Here is a 17424-nt window from a genome sequence, read left to right on the forward strand (position 1 = left end):
TCCAATGAAAGCAAAAATTCTGGTCATCGGTATTTTACTCCTCATGGGTTGTTCCAGTACCAAGCTTGTAAGCACATGGAAAAATCCAGATATCGTGCTTTTTGATGCCCATAAGGTACTTGTGGTTGGGTTGGCTCAGGATGAGAATATACGCATGGAGTTTGAGACCAGATTGGTCGATAAATTGGAAGCAAAAAAGGTTGAAGCCATGCGCAGCATAGATGTTTTTGATGTTGAGTTTACATCATCCCAACGATCTGAAGAAGAACTTGCCCTAGTGGAACAACAGTTGTTGGACAAGGATTTTGACGCCATTCTGTTCACCAAGGTGGTGGGAACAGAGAGCAAGAGAACATTAAAAGAAAAGGTGCACAATATTGATAGGATGTTCATGCGTTTCAGTACGGACTATTTGGAGCATCAAGATATTTATTACGATCCTGAGTCCTATGATTCATTCAATATATACCATGTAGAAACCTCCTTATACTGCATTTGTGATGGAAAGGAAATGGAATTGATCTGGAGAGGTGACCTTGATGTCGCAGAGACGGTAAAGGTTGATAAGACGATCGACACCTACATTAAATTGGTAACGGACAAAATGGGGGAACAGGAAATCATTTTTTACTAGGAAGATAGACCTATGGCTTCCAAAACGCCAAGAAAGTCCAACAAAATACAAACGGGTATCGCAATTAAAATAACAATCAGCACAAAGACCATTATCCGTAGAAACCCAACCATAAGTTTATTCCCAAAAGAAATTTCATCTGCCATAATAGTGTAATTTCTTCTAATTTACGGAATTATTCAGTTATTGCCCCTAACTTTCAAAGGGTTATTCGATTAAAGGTTGAATTCTTAGAGTACCGGCAGAATTAGCTGGTCTTCCCTTTTTTACCACTCAGCATTTTGCCCAATTCCTCTAAACTTATCCCTTTGGTTTCGGGCATCAAAAAGATGACCCAGAGCAACTGCAATACCATCATAAAGGCAAAAAAGATAAAAATGGGCCAAGGGTTATCCTTAAATATTCCGATTTCCGAATCCAGAAAAGTTGGTGTCAATAATGTGATTAACGCCGCAAACACCCAGTGGGTGCCCGTACCCCAAGACTGTCCATAAGAACGGACCTTGTTGGGGAATATCTCTGAAATGAAAACCCAAATTACAGCCCCTTGTCCTATGGCATGTGAGGCAATAAAAATCAATATGAATATGAGCAACAGCACCGAACTTGCCCCTGAATAAAAGCACCAACCCACCATGGCCAAACTTATAATATAGCCAATGGAACCTATGTACATCAATTGCTTGCGGCCCAATTTGTCTATGAGGGAAATACCCACAAAAGTGAAAATCAGATTAATTATTCCAATGGAAATGGAACTAAAAAGTGACTCACCGGTTGCAAGACCTGCTCTTTCCAAAATTTCGGGTGCGTAGTAAAGCACAAAATTGATTCCGGATAGCTGATTGAAAAAGGCAATCAAAAATGCCAGTACCAATGCTTTGTTATACTTGCCCGAAAAAAGATTTTCCTTATGTTTTTCCGTGGTTTCATGCAGGGCCACTTTTATTTTGGTAAGGTGGACCGTCGCTTTTTCCGTATCAATACCAAGTAAAGTAAGCGATTGTATGACGACGGAATCTTCCCGGTTCTTCAGCAATAACCATCTAGGACTATGTGGAATTTTAAAGACGAGAAAGGTGTAGATCAATGCAGGTAATCCTTCAATGCCCAACATCCAGCGCCAAGCTATGCTTTCATCAAAAATGACCCCGATCAAATAATTTGAGATAAAGGCAATTAAAATCCCGAAAACAATATTGAACTGGTACATGGCGGTCAACCTTCCTCGATTTTCAGCCGTTGAAATTTCCGAAATGTACACGGGAGCAGCTACCGAAGAGGCTCCAACCCCAACCCCGCCAATAAATCTAAAAAAAGAAAAACTATAGGCTTCGGGTGCCAATGCCGAACCAACCGCCGATGCAAAATAGAGTACACCAATCCAAAAAAGCGTCTTCTTTCTTCCCAGACGGTCTGTGGGAATACCACCTGTAAGCGATCCCAGAACCGTGCCCCAAAGTGCCATGGACATGATGAAGATTCCGTGGAAGGTAAAAATGGAATCACCCAAAAACCAGTTGGTTCCCCACAGCTCTTTAATGGGCTGGTTGGCCCCTGAAATGACCACGGTATCAAAACCAAACAAAAAACCCGCTAGGGCGGCAGTCAAAGAAATTCTTAAAATACGCTTGTCCATATTGGCTTAATTTTGCTAAAGCTAACCAAATTTTAAAGAATTTGCTTGATGTGTTTCATCACCAAAGAAGTAGCTCCCAAATTATCAGTTATGTAGCTTGAGTTGATTTTTCCTGTTTTTCCTACAGATTTGGGGTCAGCTATAAAACCATTCACCAAATCATTGAAGTTTTCTTGGTTGTGGACAGGCAAAATACCATTTTGTGCCACAAGGTCCTCAGCTTCTTTGAACCCTTTAAAATTTGGACCAATAATCACAGGGATGCCAAATACGGCAGGTTCCAAGGTGTTGTGCAATCCCGTGGCAAAACCACCCCCCACATAGGCAACATCAGCATAGCTGTAAATTTTGGTAAGTAGCCCTATCGTGTCAACAATAAGGACATCAAATTGCGATAAATTTTCATCACCCCATTGGGTAAAGCATATTGACTTTTTGGTTATGGCGGAGGTGATATCGTCAATGTGGGCTGGTTTTATTTGATGCGGAGCAATAACAAATTTGATGGAATGCTGGGTGCTGTTGATAAAATCAATCAGAATTTTCTCATCCTCTGGCCAAGTGCTCCCAGCCACCAAACAGAAATGGTCTCCTTTAAATTTCGACACGAAATCCAGATGGTTGTCTTGGTTCAAAATCTCAGATACGCGATCAAAACGGGTGTCTCCACTTATGGTTGCATTATTGTGACCGATGGATTCCAGCAATGTTTTTGAACGCTCATCCTGAACAAAAAAATGGGATACGGCCTTAAGGCTGTTACGCATAAAACCGCCTAAAGGTTTAAAGAAAATTTGTCTTTTGGAGAATCTGGCTGATACCAATAAAGTCGCGATATTTCTGTGTTCTAGCTGATATAGATAGTTGGGCCAGATCTCATATTTGATAAAGATGGCCAGCTCTGGATTGATCTTATCCAAAAAACGTTTTGCATTGGAAGGCGTGTCCATGGGAAGATATACCACGGCGTCGGCTATGGGTGTATTTTTCTTTACCTCATACCCAGATGGTGAGAAAAACGTAAGGACAATTTTATGATCGGGATAAAAGGTCTTGAGCTTTTCAAGTATGGGCAGCCCTTGTTCAAACTCACCCAAAGAGGCAACGTGCATCCAAATGGACTTGCTGCCGGTTGGAAGCTTTGCTTCCAGTTCAGCGAAGGTTTTCTTTCGTCCTAAAACAAACAATTTTATCTTGGGATTAAAAAGAGCAATCACTTTTAAGCCGTACCAGGACAGCTTAATCAAAATGGTATAGACAAAACGCAACAACATCATATTTCGCTAAATTACATTCTTTCGGCAATAGGGCATTATGGCATCTTTATTTCTTAATTTTGCGGGCATAATTTATTCGGATGAAAAAAATACAGATGGTTGACCTTAAAGGTCAATATGAAGGCATAAAAAATGAGGTGAACGATTCCATTGCCGAGATTTTGGACTCTTCGGCATTCATCAACGGACCGCACGTACATGCTTTCCAAAGTGAACTGGAGGAATATTTGGGTGTGAAACACGTTATTCCCTGTGCCAATGGTACGGATGCCCTTCAAATTTGTATGATGGGTCTTGGGTTGCAACCTGGCGATGAGGTAATTACTGCCGATTTTACTTTTGCTGCTACCGTTGAGGTCATTGCTCTGCTGAATTTGACCCCAGTTTTGGTGGATGTGGAACCGGACACCTTCAATATAGATATAAAGGCCATTGAAAAGGCCATTACCCCCAAGACCAAGGCTATTGTTCCCGTGCACCTGTTTGGGCAATGTGCCAATATGGATGCCATTATGGAGCTGGCAGAAAAGCACAATCTTTATGTAATAGAGGACAATGCCCAAGCCATTGGGGCAACCTACACCTCCTCCAGTGGAAAAAAACAGAAAGCCGGAACCATTGGTCATGTGGCGTCAACATCCTTTTTTCCTTCCAAAAATTTAGGTTGTTATGGAGATGGTGGGGCCATTTTTACGAATGATGATGATTTGGCCCATATCATTCGCGGGATGGTAAACCACGGCATGTACAAACGATATTACCATGATGTGGTAGGGGTAAACTCCCGTTTGGATTCCATTCAAGCTGCCGTGTTAAGGGCAAAACTTCCAAAATTGGACATGTACAACAAAAAGCGATGGGAGGCTGCATCAAAATACAGCAGGGCATTTGAAGGACAGTCCAATATTGTGGTGCCAAAGATTACATGTGTCTGTGAAGGTGGCAATAGCACTTGTGATTGCCATGTCTTTCACCAGTATACCCTAAAAATATTGAATGGCAAAAGGGATGGGTTAGCGCAACATTTACAAGACAACAACGTTCCTTGTGGTGTCTATTATCCAGTTCCGTTGCACAAGCAAAAGGCGTATGCGGATGACCGTTACAATGAAGAGGACTTTCCGGTAACCAATCAATTGGTGCAAGAAGTGATATCGCTCCCCATGCACACTGAATTGGATGATGAACAGATTCAATTTATTGCCAACTTGGTTATTGATTTTGTAAACAAATAAAAATGAAAATACTTGTCACGGGAGGATTGGGTTTTATCGGTTCCCATACCGTTGTTGAATTGCAAAACAAAGGGTTTGAAGTGGTGATCATCGATAACCTTTCCAATTCATCCATCGATGTTCTGGATGGTATTGAGGCAATCACTGGAATACGCCCCATTTTTGAAGAATTAGACCTTCGAGAGAAATCAAAAGTCCAAAAATTCTTTAAAAAGCATAGCGATGTTGCTGGGGTTATCCATTTTGCGGCATCCAAAGCTGTAGGGGAAAGTGTGGAAAAACCTTTGTTGTATTATGAGAACAACCTTGGGGTTTTGGTCTACATCCTTCAAGAGTTAAAGAAAAAGGGGGGAGCCAGCTTTATTTTCAGTAGTTCATGCACGGTATATGGCCAAGCAGATGAAATGCCGATTACCGAAGACGCTCCCGTAAAACCTGCCGAATCACCATACGGAAATACAAAACAAGTAGGTGAGGAGATTATCAGGGATACGTGCAAAGTAACCCCTGGCCTTAAGGCCATTGCGCTGAGATATTTCAATCCTATTGGAGCGCACCCAAGTGCCCAAATAGGTGAGCTTCCTTTGGGTGTACCACAAAATTTGGTGCCCTTTATTACCCAAACCGGGGTTGGATTACGCGAACAGCTGTCGGTTTTTGGTGATGATTATCCAACACCGGATGGCACCTGTATTCGGGATTACATCCATGTGGTGGATTTGGCAAAAGCCCACGTAAAAGCATTACAGCGTCTGCTCAATGACAAAAATGAAGACAATTATGAGGTTTTTAACCTTGGAACTGGAACAGGTAGCTCGGTATTGGAGGTGATCCATAGTTTTGAACGCGTGTCAGGAAAGAAATTAAACTATAAGATTGTGGATAGAAGACCTGGGGATATCACCCAGGCGTATGCAGATACCACGAAAGCGAATAAGGTCCTTGGATGGAAAGCGGAATCTACATTGGATGATGCTGTGAAATCGGCTTGGGAATGGGAATGTAAGGTTAGAAGTTGATGGCAAATATACGGTCCTTTATTTGGTGGTGTTTGTAACAATAAAGGGCGGATAAGTGAAATGTTTCCCAATCTTTTGATGCAGGTTTGCTCGTAAATTAAATATGATATCAAACTTTACCAACAGCTTGGAATTGCTTGAAGTAGCCCAAAAGGAACAGCTCTACAAAAAATTGTTGCTCCAGCTGAAGAAGGATTTTGATTTGGCCAATGTTCCCATTAAACTTTCTGAGGATATTTCTCCTGACGAATTAAAGACCGTCCTGCATGAAAAAGTTTATGTCCTTATAATAGAAAAGTTTGAGCAATACCTCAATCTTTTATATGTGGTGGACATCCCCGAAACTGAGGTGCGTAAAATTGCACCGGCTGATGCAGTGGACATTGCTGCCGAAGTTTCTTTTTTATTACTGAAAAGGGAATGGCAAAAAGTATGGTTCAAGAACAAATACAGCTCTTAAAAGAAACGTTACACTTTCACGTAGATTCCTTTTTTGTCCATAAAATAGCCCACCAGCCAACAGGTGAGTACAATCCATAGGGCAAACAAAAGGGAACCCATATAGCCACCAGCTACGGAAATGAATATGTTGTCTGCAATCCATCGGTATAGTGAACCGCCATCCACATTTATAGAGAACAAGCTGATCACAAATAATTCGGAAAGCAGGTAAATGAATAGCGTATTCTTTCCAAATACCTCAAAAAAGTAGGACCAGCCTTTGGTCTTTTTCATATCCAAAATGTAGACTAGGACAGCTATTGCAAACAGATCGATGCCGCTTGTAAGCAATACAAAGGAGCTTGTCCACAATTTTTTGTTGATGGGTAAGAGAAGGTCCCATGCCAATCCGGCCACCACAAGGGCAAAGCCCATCATTAGCAGCTTGGCCACAGTTTCAAAATTTCGCCCATTTTTTTGAATGAATTTCCCTGTAAGATATCCCGCTACCACATTTACAATGGCGGGCAGGGTGCTGAGCAGTCCCTCGGGATCAAAAGCAATGCCTTCCCCATGGTACATGTGATCGGGACCAATGAGCCAAGTGTCCAGTTTCAATACAGCATTTCCAGTAAGGGTAAGGTCACCAAATGCAATCAATATAATATGATAAAATACCAATGCCGCAATGCTGAAAATAATTGCCGTTTTTGCCTTCACATAATGCAAAAGGATAGCGGCAAACAGGTAGCAAAGGGCAATGCGTTGCAATACTCCAAAAATCCGGGTCTCGGCCAAAGGCTTTAGCTGACCGTTTTCAAAAAACGGATACCAATACATCAAAAATCCGAGCAAGAAGATGATGGCAAAACGTTTCAAGACCTTCTTAAAAAAGGCCGAGTTTCCCATTTGCTCGTACTTTTTCATGCTAAAGCTCATGGAGTTCCCTACAACAAACAAGAAAGTGGGGAAAACCAAATCAGTCAGTGTAAAGCCGTTCCATTCGGCATGGAGCAGGGGTGAAAAGGTAGTTTTCCCATTTCCTGGTGAGTTTACAATGATCATTAGGGCAACGTCCAGTCCCCTAAAGACATCCAAAGAGAGGTATCGGTTTTTTAATGCGGACATGGTTGGTTCTTTTCGCTAGGAAACCAAGGTATGCTTTTTTTAGAAAATTGACATATAATTCCATTATTGTTGTTTTAAGATGGATTCGACCCCTTAGTTGTGAAATCATCTTTTTTTAAGACAATAATTTGGTTAAAACGCTCTTATATAAAAGGCAAAACCCGTATTTTTGACAAAATTTTCCATAAAGTTTTGGAAAAACAGGAATAATGGACAAATATTCATTTTTAAATGCTGCGCATACCTCTTTTTTTGCGGAGCTGTATGATAAATACCTAACGAACCCAGATAGTGTTGAGCCCAGTTGGAGGGCTTTTTTTCAGGGGTTTGATTTCGGTTTGGAGGGTTCTTTGGAGGACTTGGGGATAGAATCCGGGAAGAACGGAATGGCAGTGCTTTCCAATGGAAGGAAAGTTGAAATGCCCGAGACCTTGCAAAAGGAGTTTCAGGTCATCCGTTTGATAGATGGGTACCGTTCCCGCGGTCACTTGTTTACCAAAACCAATCCAGTACGTGATCGAAGACAATATGAGCCAACTTTGGACATTGCCAATTTTGGACTGGCCCAAGAAGATATGGACACCGTTTTTGATGCCGGTAAAATTCTCGGTATTGGATCTACCTCCCTTAAAGAAATTATTGCTCATTTGGAGCGGATTTATTGTGATTCCATTGGGGTCGAATATATGTACATCCGTACTCCAGAACGTATTCAATGGATTCAGGATTGGCTCAATGTAAATGACAATCACCCAAATTACACAGCCGATGAAAAGAAGAACATCCTCAGAAAATTGAACGAAGCTGTTTCTTTTGAAAGCTTTTTGCACACCAAATATGTGGGCCAAAAACGATTTTCGTTGGAAGGCGGGGAATCCTTGATTCCTGCTTTGGATGTCATTGTTGAAAAAGCCGCTGACAAAGGTGTGAAACAATTTGTGGTAGGTATGGCCCATAGGGGACGTTTGAACGTGCTCACCAACATTTTTGGAAAATCGCCAAAGGATATTTTTAGCGAGTTTGATGGCAAGGATTACGAAGAAACCATCTTTGATGGCGACGTAAAGTATCACTTGGGATGGACCTCAAAACGCGAGACCGACTCTGGGAAAATGGTCAATATGAACATTGCCCCGAACCCATCGCATTTGGAAACGGTGAACTCCATTGTTGAGGGGATTTCAAGAGCCAAGCAAGATCGAGACCATAGTGATGAAATATCGGAGGTGTTGCCAATTTTGATTCATGGCGATGCCGCTTTTGCTGCCCAGGGGGTCGTTTACGAAACAATTCAAATGGCACGTTTGGAAGGATATACCACAGGAGGTACCATTCATATTGTGGTGAATAACCAAATCGGGTTTACGACCAACTATTTGGATGCAAGATCGTCTACTTATTGTACTGATGTGGGTAAAGTGACCCTTTCGCCCGTATTGCATGTAAATGCGGATGATGCCGAGGCCGTAGTGCATGCCACAACCTTCGCCTTGGAATACAGAATGCGCTACAAGCGAGACATTTTCTTGGATTTGTTGGGCTATAGAAAGTACGGTCACAATGAAGGAGATGAGCCCAAGTTTACCCAGCCCCTTTTATATAAGTCTATTTCCAAGCATAAGAATCCACGCGATATTTATGCCGAAAAGTTGATTGCTGAAGGCGTGATTGACGAGAACTATGTAAAAGAACTCGAAGAAAAATATAAGAACGATTTGGAGGAGGATCTTTTGGATTCCCGTAAAATCGAGAAGACCAGAATAACCCCTTTCATGCAAGATGAATGGGAGGGATTTGAGCAAGTTACGGAAGAAGCCATGCTAAAACCCATGGACACTACCTACGACCTTAAAAAGTTGGATGAGGTGGCCAAGAGCATAACCAAACTTCCTGAGGATAAAAAGTTCCTAAGAAAATTGGTTCGTTTGGTAGAGGCTCGTAATGACATGTACTTCAAGGATAACAAATTGGATTGGGCCATGGGCGAATTGTTGGCCTATGGATCTTTGATCGAGGAAGGTTACGATGTTCGAATGACAGGTCAAGATGTGGAAAGGGGGACCTTCTCGCACAGGCATGCCGTCATTAAAACCGAAATGCACGAGGAAGAAGTGGTATTGTTGAACGAGATGGGAGACAACCAAAATGGTAAGTTCCATATCTATAACTCCTTGCTATCGGAATACGCAGTAATGGGATTTGATTACGGCTACGCCATGGCAAGTCCCAATACCCTTACCATCTGGGAGGCGCAGTTTGGGGACTTCAGCAACGGAGCCCAAATCATAATAGATCAGTATCTATCAGCCGCTGAGGATAAATGGAAACTCCAGAACGGCTTGGTGCTGTTGTTACCCCATGGCTACGAAGGACAAGGAGCGGAACACTCTTCAGCCCGTATGGAAAGATACCTGCAACTCTGTGCCAAGGACAATATGTTCGTTGCGGATGTGACTACTCCGGCCAACTTGTTTCACTTGTTCCGCAGACAGATGAAGGCCAAGTTCCGTAAGCCATTGGTGGTGTTTACGCCTAAAAGCTTGTTGAGGCACCCCAAAGTGGTGTCCACAAAAGAAGAAATGGCCAACGGAAGTTTCCAAATGGTGATTGATGATGCCGACGCCAAAGCAGCCAAAGTAAAAACTTTGGTTTTCTGTACCGGGAAATTCTACTATGATCTTTTGGAGAAGCGGGAAGAACTTGAACGGGATGATGTAGCTTTGGTACGTGTGGAGCAGTTGTTCCCTTTGCCAGCGAAAGAAATGCGGAGCATCATCAAAAAATACAAGAACTCCGACGATATTGTGTGGGCCCAGGAAGAACCTAGAAACATGGGGGCATGGAGCCACATGTTGATGCACTTGGATGAGGCCAAACAGTTTAGAGTGGCATCCCGAAGATTCTATGGAGCTCCCGCGGCTGGTAGTGCGGTGCGTTCAAAAAGACGTCATGCCCAAGTGTTGGACTACGTTTTTGACAAGAGCAAGGACAATATGCAAATAAGATAATACAAGTATAAACTATAACAGAATGGTTTTAGAAATGAAAGTTCCCTCACCCGGGGAATCCATTACAGAGGTTGAAATAGCCGAGTGGTTGGTTGAGGACGGTGATTATGTAGAGAAGGATCAGGCCATAGCCGAGGTGGACTCGGACAAGGCAACATTGGAACTTCCGGCTGAGGAAAGTGGTATCATAACCCTTAAAGCTGAGGTTGGGGATGCTGTAGCCGTTGGTGAAGTGGTATGTCTGATCGACACAAGTGCTGAAAAACCCGAGGGTTCATCTGGTGCATCCGATAAAAAAGAGGAGCCCAAAAAGGAAGAACCTAAAAAAGAAGCGCCCAAGAAGGAGGAGCCTAAAAAGGAAACCTATGCTTCGGGAACACCTTCTCCCGCGGCCAAGAAAATATTGGATGAAAAAGGAATTGAGCCTTCATCCGTTTCTGGATCTGGAAGAGATGGCCGTATTACCAAGGATGATGCTGTGAAAGCCGTTCCATCCATGGGAACACCCACCGGAGGAAATCGAGGAGAGAGCCGTTCCAAACTGTCCATGCTACGTAGAAAAGTGGCGGAGCGTTTGGTGGCCGCCAAGAACGAAACCGCTATGTTGACCACTTTTAACGAAGTGGACATGTCTGCCATCTTTGAATTGCGTAGTCAGTACAAAGAAGAGTTCAAAGAGAAGCATGGGGTGAGTCTGGGCTTTATGTCCTTCTTCACCAAAGCGGTCATCCGTGCTTTGCAAATGTATCCTGCGGTAAACTCCATGATCGATGGCAAGGAAATGATCACCTACGAATTCTGTGATATCAGTATTGCGGTTTCGGGACCAAAAGGTTTAATGGTTCCTGTTATCCGAAATGCAGAGAACCTTACGTTCAGAGGTATCGAATCCGAAGTAAAACGTTTGGCCATCCGTGCCAGGGAAGGTGAGATTACTGTGGATGAAATGACAGGCGGTACCTTTACCATTACCAATGGCGGGGTGTTCGGTTCCATGTTGTCCACACCGATTATTAATCCACCACAAAGTGGAATTTTGGGAATGCACAATATCGTGGAGCGTGCCATTGTTCGGGATGGAGCCATTGCCATTGCACCTGTAATGTATGTAGCACTTTCGTATGACCACCGAATTATTGACGGAAAAGAATCTGTGGGATTCTTGGTGGCTGTAAAAGAAGCATTGGAAAGTCCAGAAGAATTGTTGATGGACGGCAACGTGAAAAAAGCATTGGAACTATAACCAGAATTTATAAAAACACCCCTAAAGTCCCCTCAAGGGGGCAGCTCCAATTGGAAATGAAGGGTAATTCCCCCTTTGAAGGGGGTAGGGGGATGTGAAAACTAACTGAAAAAAAGCCTTTACTTTTTTAAGTAGAGGCTTTTTTTATTGTAGTCGATAACGGCTTTCCCTTTTTTGAGGATATCGGCCCCAATAATCCCATCAACGGGTAGTGCATTGTGCGAGGTAAGCGCCTCATTCACATGGGAGAGGTCAAAAAGCACAATTTTCTGTCGACTCTTTTTCCAATCGCCAATCCGGATTTTGTTCTTGGTGGAGACCAAGGTTTCCATTTCAGTAGCGCCTGCTCCTGCGGCTTTAATTTCTGAAGTTTCAGAAAGCATCTTAAAAAAATCGATTTTGTCCATCCCCACGCAGGTGTTGGAGGCGCCGGTATCCAAAATAAACTTGCCCGTCACGCCATTGATGGTAGCGGTCAGTTCAAAATGATTGGTCTCGGTCAATACCAAAGGTATTTTGATGTAGTTTTTGGATTTAAGGAATTTTTTGAGTGATGCCATATGTAAACTGTCCCCTTGAGGGGACTTTAGGGGTGTATAATCAGAAACAAACTTTTGGGACATCTAAGATAAGCCTATTTTTGCGATATGATTATTACCGATACCCACACCCATTTATATAGTGAAGCCTTTGAGCAGGACCAAAAGGAAATGATGCAACGTGCCTTGGATGCCGGGGTGGAACGCTTTTTTATTCCAGCCATAGATTCCACCTATACCCAGGCCATGTTGGACTTGGAGTCCAATTATCCCAAAAATGTGTTTTTGATGATGGGGCTGCATCCCACCCACGTCAAGGAAAGTTTTAAAGAGGAATTGGCCCAAGTGGAAGAATGGCTCACCAAACGAAAGTTTTATGCGGTGGGTGAAATCGGTATTGACCTGTATTGGGACAAGACTTTTTTAAAGCAACAGCAGGAGGCTTTTGTGTATCAGATTCGCTTGGCAAAAAAGCACCAATTGCCCATTGTGATCCATTGTAGGGATGCCTTTGATGAAATTTTTGCGGTTTTGGAAAAGGAAAAAGACGATGACCTCTTCGGAATTTTTCATTGCTTCACCGGAACCTTGGAACAGGCCCATAAAGCCCTATCCTATAATATGAAACTGGGCATTGGTGGAGTGGTCACTTTTAAAAATGGTAAAATTGACCAGTTTTTGGATCAAATCGACCTAAGGCATATTGTGCTTGAAACCGATTCCCCGTATTTGGCCCCGGCACCACACCGCGGAAAACGCAATGAAAGCGCATACATTACCAGGGTGTTGGAAAAGCTTTCTACCATATATAATATACCTAAGGAGGACATCGCGGAAATAACCACGAAAAATTCGAAGGAAATATTCGGAATCTGACCATGAAAAAGAAAACCAACATACTACTGATTTATACCGGAGGTACCATCGGGATGGTAAAGGATTACAAAACCGGTGCGCTTCGAGCTTTCAATTTTAGGGAGCTCACCAAGAATATTCCAGAGTTGAATCAGTTGGATTGTGTGTTGAAAGGAGTGTCTTTTACGGAACCGATTGATTCTTCCAAAATGAATCCGAAATACTGGGCTTTGATTGCATCGCTTATTGACGAGAACTATGACGCGTTTGATGGGTTTGTGGTGCTTCATGGGAGCGACACGATGAGTTATTCTGCTTCGGCTTTGAGCTTTATGCTGGAAAATTTGGCCAAGCCTGTCATTTTTACGGGATCACAATTACCCATCGGGGATTTACGGACGGATGCCAAGGAAAATTTAATCACTTCCATAGAGATAGCATCGCTTCAAGAAAAGGGGAAGCCCGTGGTTCAGGAAGTGGGTTTGTATTTTGAGTACAAGCTCTACCGTGGCAACCGTACCACCAAAATCAATGCGGAACATTTTGAGGCTTTCGCTTCGCTCAACCATCCACCTTTGGTGGAATCGGGGGTGCATTTAAAGGTGCACTACCCAAACTTGTTGAAACGGCCATTGCGAAACAAAAAGCTTCAAGTGCATAAAAAGATGGACAATCATGTGGCCATCTTAAAATTATTTCCCGGTTTAAATCAAGAGGTATTGCAATCGGTCTTGAGCATTCCCGGATTAAAGGCATTGGTTTTGGAAACGTATGGAGCAGGGAACGCTCCCATGGATGATTGGTTTTTGGAAGCGTTAAAAAATGCTATTCAAAGAAAATTACACATTGTAAACGTTACCCAATGCTCTGGCGGGAGTGTTTCCATGGGGCACTATGAAACCAGTGAAAAGCTGAAAGAGATGCAACTTATTAACGGAAAGGATATTACAACCGAAGCGGCCATAACCAAAGCGATGTACCTATTGGGGACTGGGGTTCCCGATAAATTGTTCAAGACAATTTTTGAGACACCACTTCGTGGTGAAATGGTGTAAAATTAACGCGTCAAATTTCTATAACTGATTATTTTTTTGTTTATTGGTCGGCCTAATTGTAGGATTTAGAGAGGTGGCCGAGTGGTCGAAGGCGCACGCCTGGAAAGTGTGTATACACCAAAAGTGTATCGAGGGTTCGAATCCCTTCCTCTCTGCTAGGTATTTTAATTTTACAGTAACAAAAATTTTATATCTTTAACATTATTAACTAACTAAATTTAAGTTTAAGAAAAATGAAAAAAGTATCCTTTACTCTGGCTGCTGCCGGAATGTTTGTTTTGGGAACTACCACTGCATCTGCAGCAATGTTGCAAGAAGAAGCAGCCAGTACGCCTTTCACCCAAGTATTGAAAGAACAATTTATCCAAGGAGGTCCTGCCTTTATGGGAATTGTGCTTCTGTGTTTGATTTTGGGCTTGGCAGTTGCCATAGAAAGAATAATTTATTTGAATTTGGCAACCACCAATACCGCTAAGTTGAAGCAACAGGTAGAAGATGCCTTGGCTTCCGGTGGAGTTGAAGCTGCCAAAGAAGTTTGTAGAAATACCAAAGGACCTGTTGCCTCCATTTACTACCAAGGTTTGGATAGAGCGGGAGAGGGATTGGAGTCTGCTGAAAAAGCTGTTGTTGCCTACGGAGGTGTGCAAATGGGACAGTTGGAGAAGAACGTTTCCTGGTTGTCGTTGTTTATCGCCATTGCGCCCATGCTTGGGTTCATGGGTACGGTAATCGGTATGATTCAGGCCTTCCAGAAAATTGCTGCGGTTGGTAACTTGAGTGCCTCTTTGATCGCTGGTGATATTCAGGTAGCGTTATTGACAACGGTATTCGGTTTGATCGTTGCGATTATCCTTCAGATTTTCTATAACTATATCATTGCTAAAATCGATAGTATCGTAAACGACATGGAAGATTCTTCCATTGCCTTGATTGATATGTTGGCAGCCCACAAGAAGTAATTACGAATTAAAAACTATCGAGAATCATGAATAAGATAATTAAAATAGTACTTATAGTCATCGGGTTGATAGCGGCCTTTCTTTGGTTCTCTTTGCCATCACAAGATGATCCAGATGCCATCAACAGTGGTGCCATGAACTTTATGTTTGTGATCATGTACATTTTGTTGGCCATTGCGGTTGTGGCTGCATTGTTTTTTGGACTTGCAAAGCTGTTTACCACACCCGGAAGTATAAAAAAGGCCCTTTTTGCTCTTGGTGGATTGGCCATTATAGTTGCTATATCCTATGGACTTTCCTCAACAGAAGAGGCAGAGGCTGTTGTAAAAGTTTTTGAGGACAGAACCTCTTCAGATCTTAAAACAACTGTAGGTACTGTTAAAAACATAGGAATGGGATTGAACGTTTTCTTCATCCTTACAGTGATTGCTGTTCTTCTTATGGTTTTACCAGGTTTGAAGAAAATGTTTGTTAAGTAATAAAAGTTGAATTATGCCTAGAAGAAAAGGAGCTCCGGAAGTAAATGCCGGTTCCATGGCGGACATTGCGTTCCTACTGCTTATCTTTTTCTTGGTGACCACCACCATTGAAACAGATGCAGGATTGGATCGTATGCTACCGCCCATTGAGCCGCCAGAAGAAGATGTGATCATTAAGCAAAAGAACATTTTTACGGTAAACATCAATAAAAATGGACAATTGCTTGTTGAGGATAACCTAATGAAATTGGAAAACCTGAGAGAAGCCGCTGTATCATTTCTTGAAAACAATGCCGATGGGACTTGTTCGTATTGTAAAGGAAAAAAGGATCCGGCCTCTTCAGATAATCCTTCAAAGGCCATTATTTCTTTGAAGAACGATAGGGAGACCAAGTACAGCACCTATATTACCGTTCAGAATGAATTGGTTGGCGCGTACAATGATCTTCGTAACCGTGAAGCACAAAGATTGTATGGCAGGGATTTTACCAAAATGGAAGCAGAGTACTTGAACCCTGAAACACCATCATCTGTACGAGATGACCTAAAGGATAAAGTAAAGCGTGTTCAAGATATGTTTCCTCAGAAGCTTTCAGAAGCAGAAACATCAACCAATTAAAACTAGAGATTAGTATGGCTAAGTTTACAAAAAAGAAGGACGGTGATTTACCTGCAGTATCTACAGCTTCGCTGCCAGATATTGTATTTATGTTATTGTTCTTTTTTATGACAGTGACCACTATGAAAGATAGTTCGTTGTTGGTGGAAAATACACTTCCCAATGCTAGTGAAATAAAGAAATTGGAGAAGAAGGATCGTGTAATCTATATCTATGTTGGAAAACCCACCCAGGAATACCAAAAAGTATTCGGAACGGAACCAAGGATTCAGTTGAACGATAAGTTTGCCAAAGTAGAAGAAGTCGGTTCATATATTTTGGCTGAGCGCGCAAAAAAACCTCAAGAACTTCAAAACGTATTGACTACTGCTCTTAAAGTTGATAAGAATGCCAATATGGGTCTTATCACCGATATTAAACAAGAATTGCGAAAGGTGAATGCCCTCAAGGTCAATTATACGACCTATGAAGGAAATGCTTTTAACAATCTACAGTAGGCAATAGCTTAGATTTAGTGGGAAACGCTCCAAATACTTCTATTTGGGGCGTTTTTTGTTTTATTAAGCACTGTTGCGTCCGAAAATGTTTTTGGAATAGTTGTTGTATTTACCTCATTAACCTCGAGGTTAATAGTAGTATTAATTCCAACAAAACATTACATTATGGACAGAGACAGAAAAATCCCAGAAGTCAACGCTGGGTCAATGGCTGACATAGCCTTCTTGTTATTGATTTTTTTCTTGGTCGCCACATCAATAGAAACCGATGTTGGCCTGGACCGAAAATTACCTCCCGATAATACCACGCCTCCTCTTCCTATAGCTGAGCGTAACATTTTTAGAGTGTCCCTAAATAAGAACAACGAGCTTTTTGTTGAGGATGGAATTATGCAGCTCAACGATTTGCAAGCCGCTGCTATTTCATTTTTGGATAATGGAGCCAGTTTGCCCAGTAGCGATGGATTTTGTGATTATTGTCAAGGAGAGCGAAATATGGAATCCTCAGAAAATCCTGATAAGGCCATAATCTCTTTTAACAGTGACCGGGAAGCATCCTATGGTATGTACGTTAGTGTACAAAACGAACTTACGTCAGCTTACAACACACTTAGAAATAGAGAGGCAAACAGGCTTTTCAACCAAGATTATGTAAGCATGGAAGAGGCATATTATGCTCCCGAAACACCTGTGGAAGTAAAGGCTTCTTTAAAAAAGAATATTGAACAAATACGACAAATGTTTCCGATGAAACTTATAGAGGCAGAAACAAATATAAAAGGCTAAAACGATTGTGA

17 protein-coding genes and 1 tRNA gene are annotated in these 17424 nt (G+C 42.2%); 14 read left to right on the forward strand and 4 right to left on the reverse strand.

Translation table 11 applies throughout. The features are described 5' to 3' along the window. Nucleotides 1-4 precede the first annotated feature (4 nt). Nucleotides 5-634, forward strand: coding sequence for a hypothetical protein (locus FG28_RS09730; protein WP_036382356.1), 630 nt, complete (start codon nucleotides 5-7; stop codon nucleotides 632-634). A gap of 247 nt (nucleotides 635-881) precedes the next feature. Here the strand turns inward: FG28_RS09730 and FG28_RS09735 are convergent, their stop codons facing one another. After that, entirely contained in the window at nucleotides 882-2273 is a 1392-nt protein-coding gene (locus FG28_RS09735; RefSeq protein ID WP_036382357.1) for a sugar porter family MFS transporter, read from the reverse strand. Between the two features lie 32 nt (nucleotides 2274-2305). Next, nucleotides 2306-3550, reverse strand: a complete 1245-nt coding sequence (locus FG28_RS09740) for a glycosyltransferase N-terminal domain-containing protein (protein WP_316930857.1) — start codon at nucleotides 3548-3550, stop codon at nucleotides 2306-2308. Nucleotides 3551-3630: 80 nt separating this feature from the next. On the opposite strand from FG28_RS09740, the gene FG28_RS09745 reads away from it, so the two are divergent. The 3 genes from FG28_RS09745 to FG28_RS09755 all read left to right on the forward strand — a co-directional run bounded on the left by FG28_RS09745 (nucleotide 3631) and on the right by FG28_RS09755 (nucleotide 6264). Beyond that, a complete protein-coding gene (locus FG28_RS09745; RefSeq protein ID WP_036382360.1) occupies nucleotides 3631-4785 on the forward strand; it encodes a DegT/DnrJ/EryC1/StrS aminotransferase family protein in 1155 nt (384 codons plus the stop codon). Nucleotides 4786-4787: 2 nt separating this feature from the next. Beyond that, nucleotides 4788-5804 (forward strand): UDP-glucose 4-epimerase GalE, encoded by a 1017-nt coding sequence (galE, locus tag FG28_RS09750; protein WP_036382362.1) that lies wholly within the window; start codon nucleotides 4788-4790, stop codon nucleotides 5802-5804. 103 nt (nucleotides 5805-5907) lie between these two features. Next, nucleotides 5908-6264: a hypothetical protein gene (locus tag FG28_RS09755; protein WP_036382364.1), complete on the forward strand. Its 357-nt coding sequence runs from the start codon at nucleotides 5908-5910 to the stop codon at nucleotides 6262-6264. Between the two features lie 8 nt (nucleotides 6265-6272). On the opposite strand, the gene FG28_RS09760 is transcribed toward FG28_RS09755, so the two are convergent. After that, on the reverse strand, nucleotides 6273-7373 hold the full coding sequence (locus FG28_RS09760; protein ID WP_036382366.1) for an acyltransferase family protein: 1101 nt from the start codon (nucleotides 7371-7373) through the stop codon (nucleotides 6273-6275). 209 nt (nucleotides 7374-7582) lie between these two features. Here FG28_RS09760 and FG28_RS09765 point away from each other — a divergent pair, with 209 nt between their 5' ends. Then, nucleotides 7583-10381: a 2-oxoglutarate dehydrogenase E1 component gene (locus FG28_RS09765; RefSeq protein WP_036382368.1), complete on the forward strand. Its 2799-nt coding sequence runs from the start codon at nucleotides 7583-7585 to the stop codon at nucleotides 10379-10381. Between the two features lie 22 nt (nucleotides 10382-10403). Further along, a complete protein-coding gene (gene odhB / locus FG28_RS09770) occupies nucleotides 10404-11624 on the forward strand; it encodes a 2-oxoglutarate dehydrogenase complex dihydrolipoyllysine-residue succinyltransferase (RefSeq protein WP_036382370.1) in 1221 nt (406 codons plus the stop codon). Between the two features lie 119 nt (nucleotides 11625-11743). Here the strand turns inward: odhB and FG28_RS09775 are convergent, their stop codons facing one another. Next, nucleotides 11744-12184 (reverse strand): retropepsin-like aspartic protease, encoded by a 441-nt coding sequence (locus tag FG28_RS09775; RefSeq protein ID WP_036386433.1) that lies wholly within the window; start codon nucleotides 12182-12184, stop codon nucleotides 11744-11746. An 87-nt stretch (nucleotides 12185-12271) separates the two neighbouring features. Between FG28_RS09775 and FG28_RS09780 the strand changes: the two genes are divergently transcribed. The 8 genes from FG28_RS09780 to FG28_RS09815 all read left to right on the forward strand — a co-directional run bounded on the left by FG28_RS09780 (nucleotide 12272) and on the right by FG28_RS09815 (nucleotide 17413). Beyond that, nucleotides 12272-13039 carry a TatD family hydrolase gene (locus FG28_RS09780; RefSeq protein ID WP_036382372.1) on the forward strand — a complete coding sequence of 256 codons (768 nt, stop codon included), beginning with the start codon at nucleotides 12272-12274 and terminating at the stop codon, nucleotides 13037-13039. A gap of 2 nt (nucleotides 13040-13041) precedes the next feature. Next, nucleotides 13042-14073: an asparaginase gene (locus FG28_RS09785; protein ID WP_036382374.1), complete on the forward strand. Its 1032-nt coding sequence runs from the start codon at nucleotides 13042-13044 to the stop codon at nucleotides 14071-14073. A gap of 67 nt (nucleotides 14074-14140) precedes the next feature. Continuing rightward, nucleotides 14141-14228, forward strand: a tRNA-Ser gene (locus FG28_RS09790). A 78-nt stretch (nucleotides 14229-14306) separates the two neighbouring features. Continuing rightward, nucleotides 14307-15032: a MotA/TolQ/ExbB proton channel family protein gene (locus FG28_RS09795; RefSeq protein ID WP_036382377.1), complete on the forward strand. Its 726-nt coding sequence runs from the start codon at nucleotides 14307-14309 to the stop codon at nucleotides 15030-15032. Between the two features lie 26 nt (nucleotides 15033-15058). Beyond that, nucleotides 15059-15511 (forward strand): hypothetical protein, encoded by a 453-nt coding sequence (locus FG28_RS09800; protein WP_036382379.1) that lies wholly within the window; start codon nucleotides 15059-15061, stop codon nucleotides 15509-15511. Between the two features lie 13 nt (nucleotides 15512-15524). After that, entirely contained in the window at nucleotides 15525-16130 is a 606-nt protein-coding gene (locus tag FG28_RS09805) for a biopolymer transporter ExbD (RefSeq protein ID WP_036382381.1), read from the forward strand. Nucleotides 16131-16144: 14 nt separating this feature from the next. After that, a complete protein-coding gene (locus FG28_RS09810) occupies nucleotides 16145-16627 on the forward strand; it encodes a biopolymer transporter ExbD (RefSeq protein ID WP_036382383.1) in 483 nt (160 codons plus the stop codon). Nucleotides 16628-16792: 165 nt separating this feature from the next. Next, nucleotides 16793-17413, forward strand: a complete 621-nt coding sequence (locus FG28_RS09815) for a biopolymer transporter ExbD (protein WP_036382384.1) — start codon at nucleotides 16793-16795, stop codon at nucleotides 17411-17413. The last annotated feature ends 11 nt before the right edge of the window (nucleotides 17414-17424 follow it).

It is taken from the genome of Muricauda sp. MAR_2010_75 (assembly GCF_000745185.1).
In the GTDB taxonomy this organism is placed as follows: Bacteria; Bacteroidota; Bacteroidia; order Flavobacteriales; family Flavobacteriaceae; genus Flagellimonas.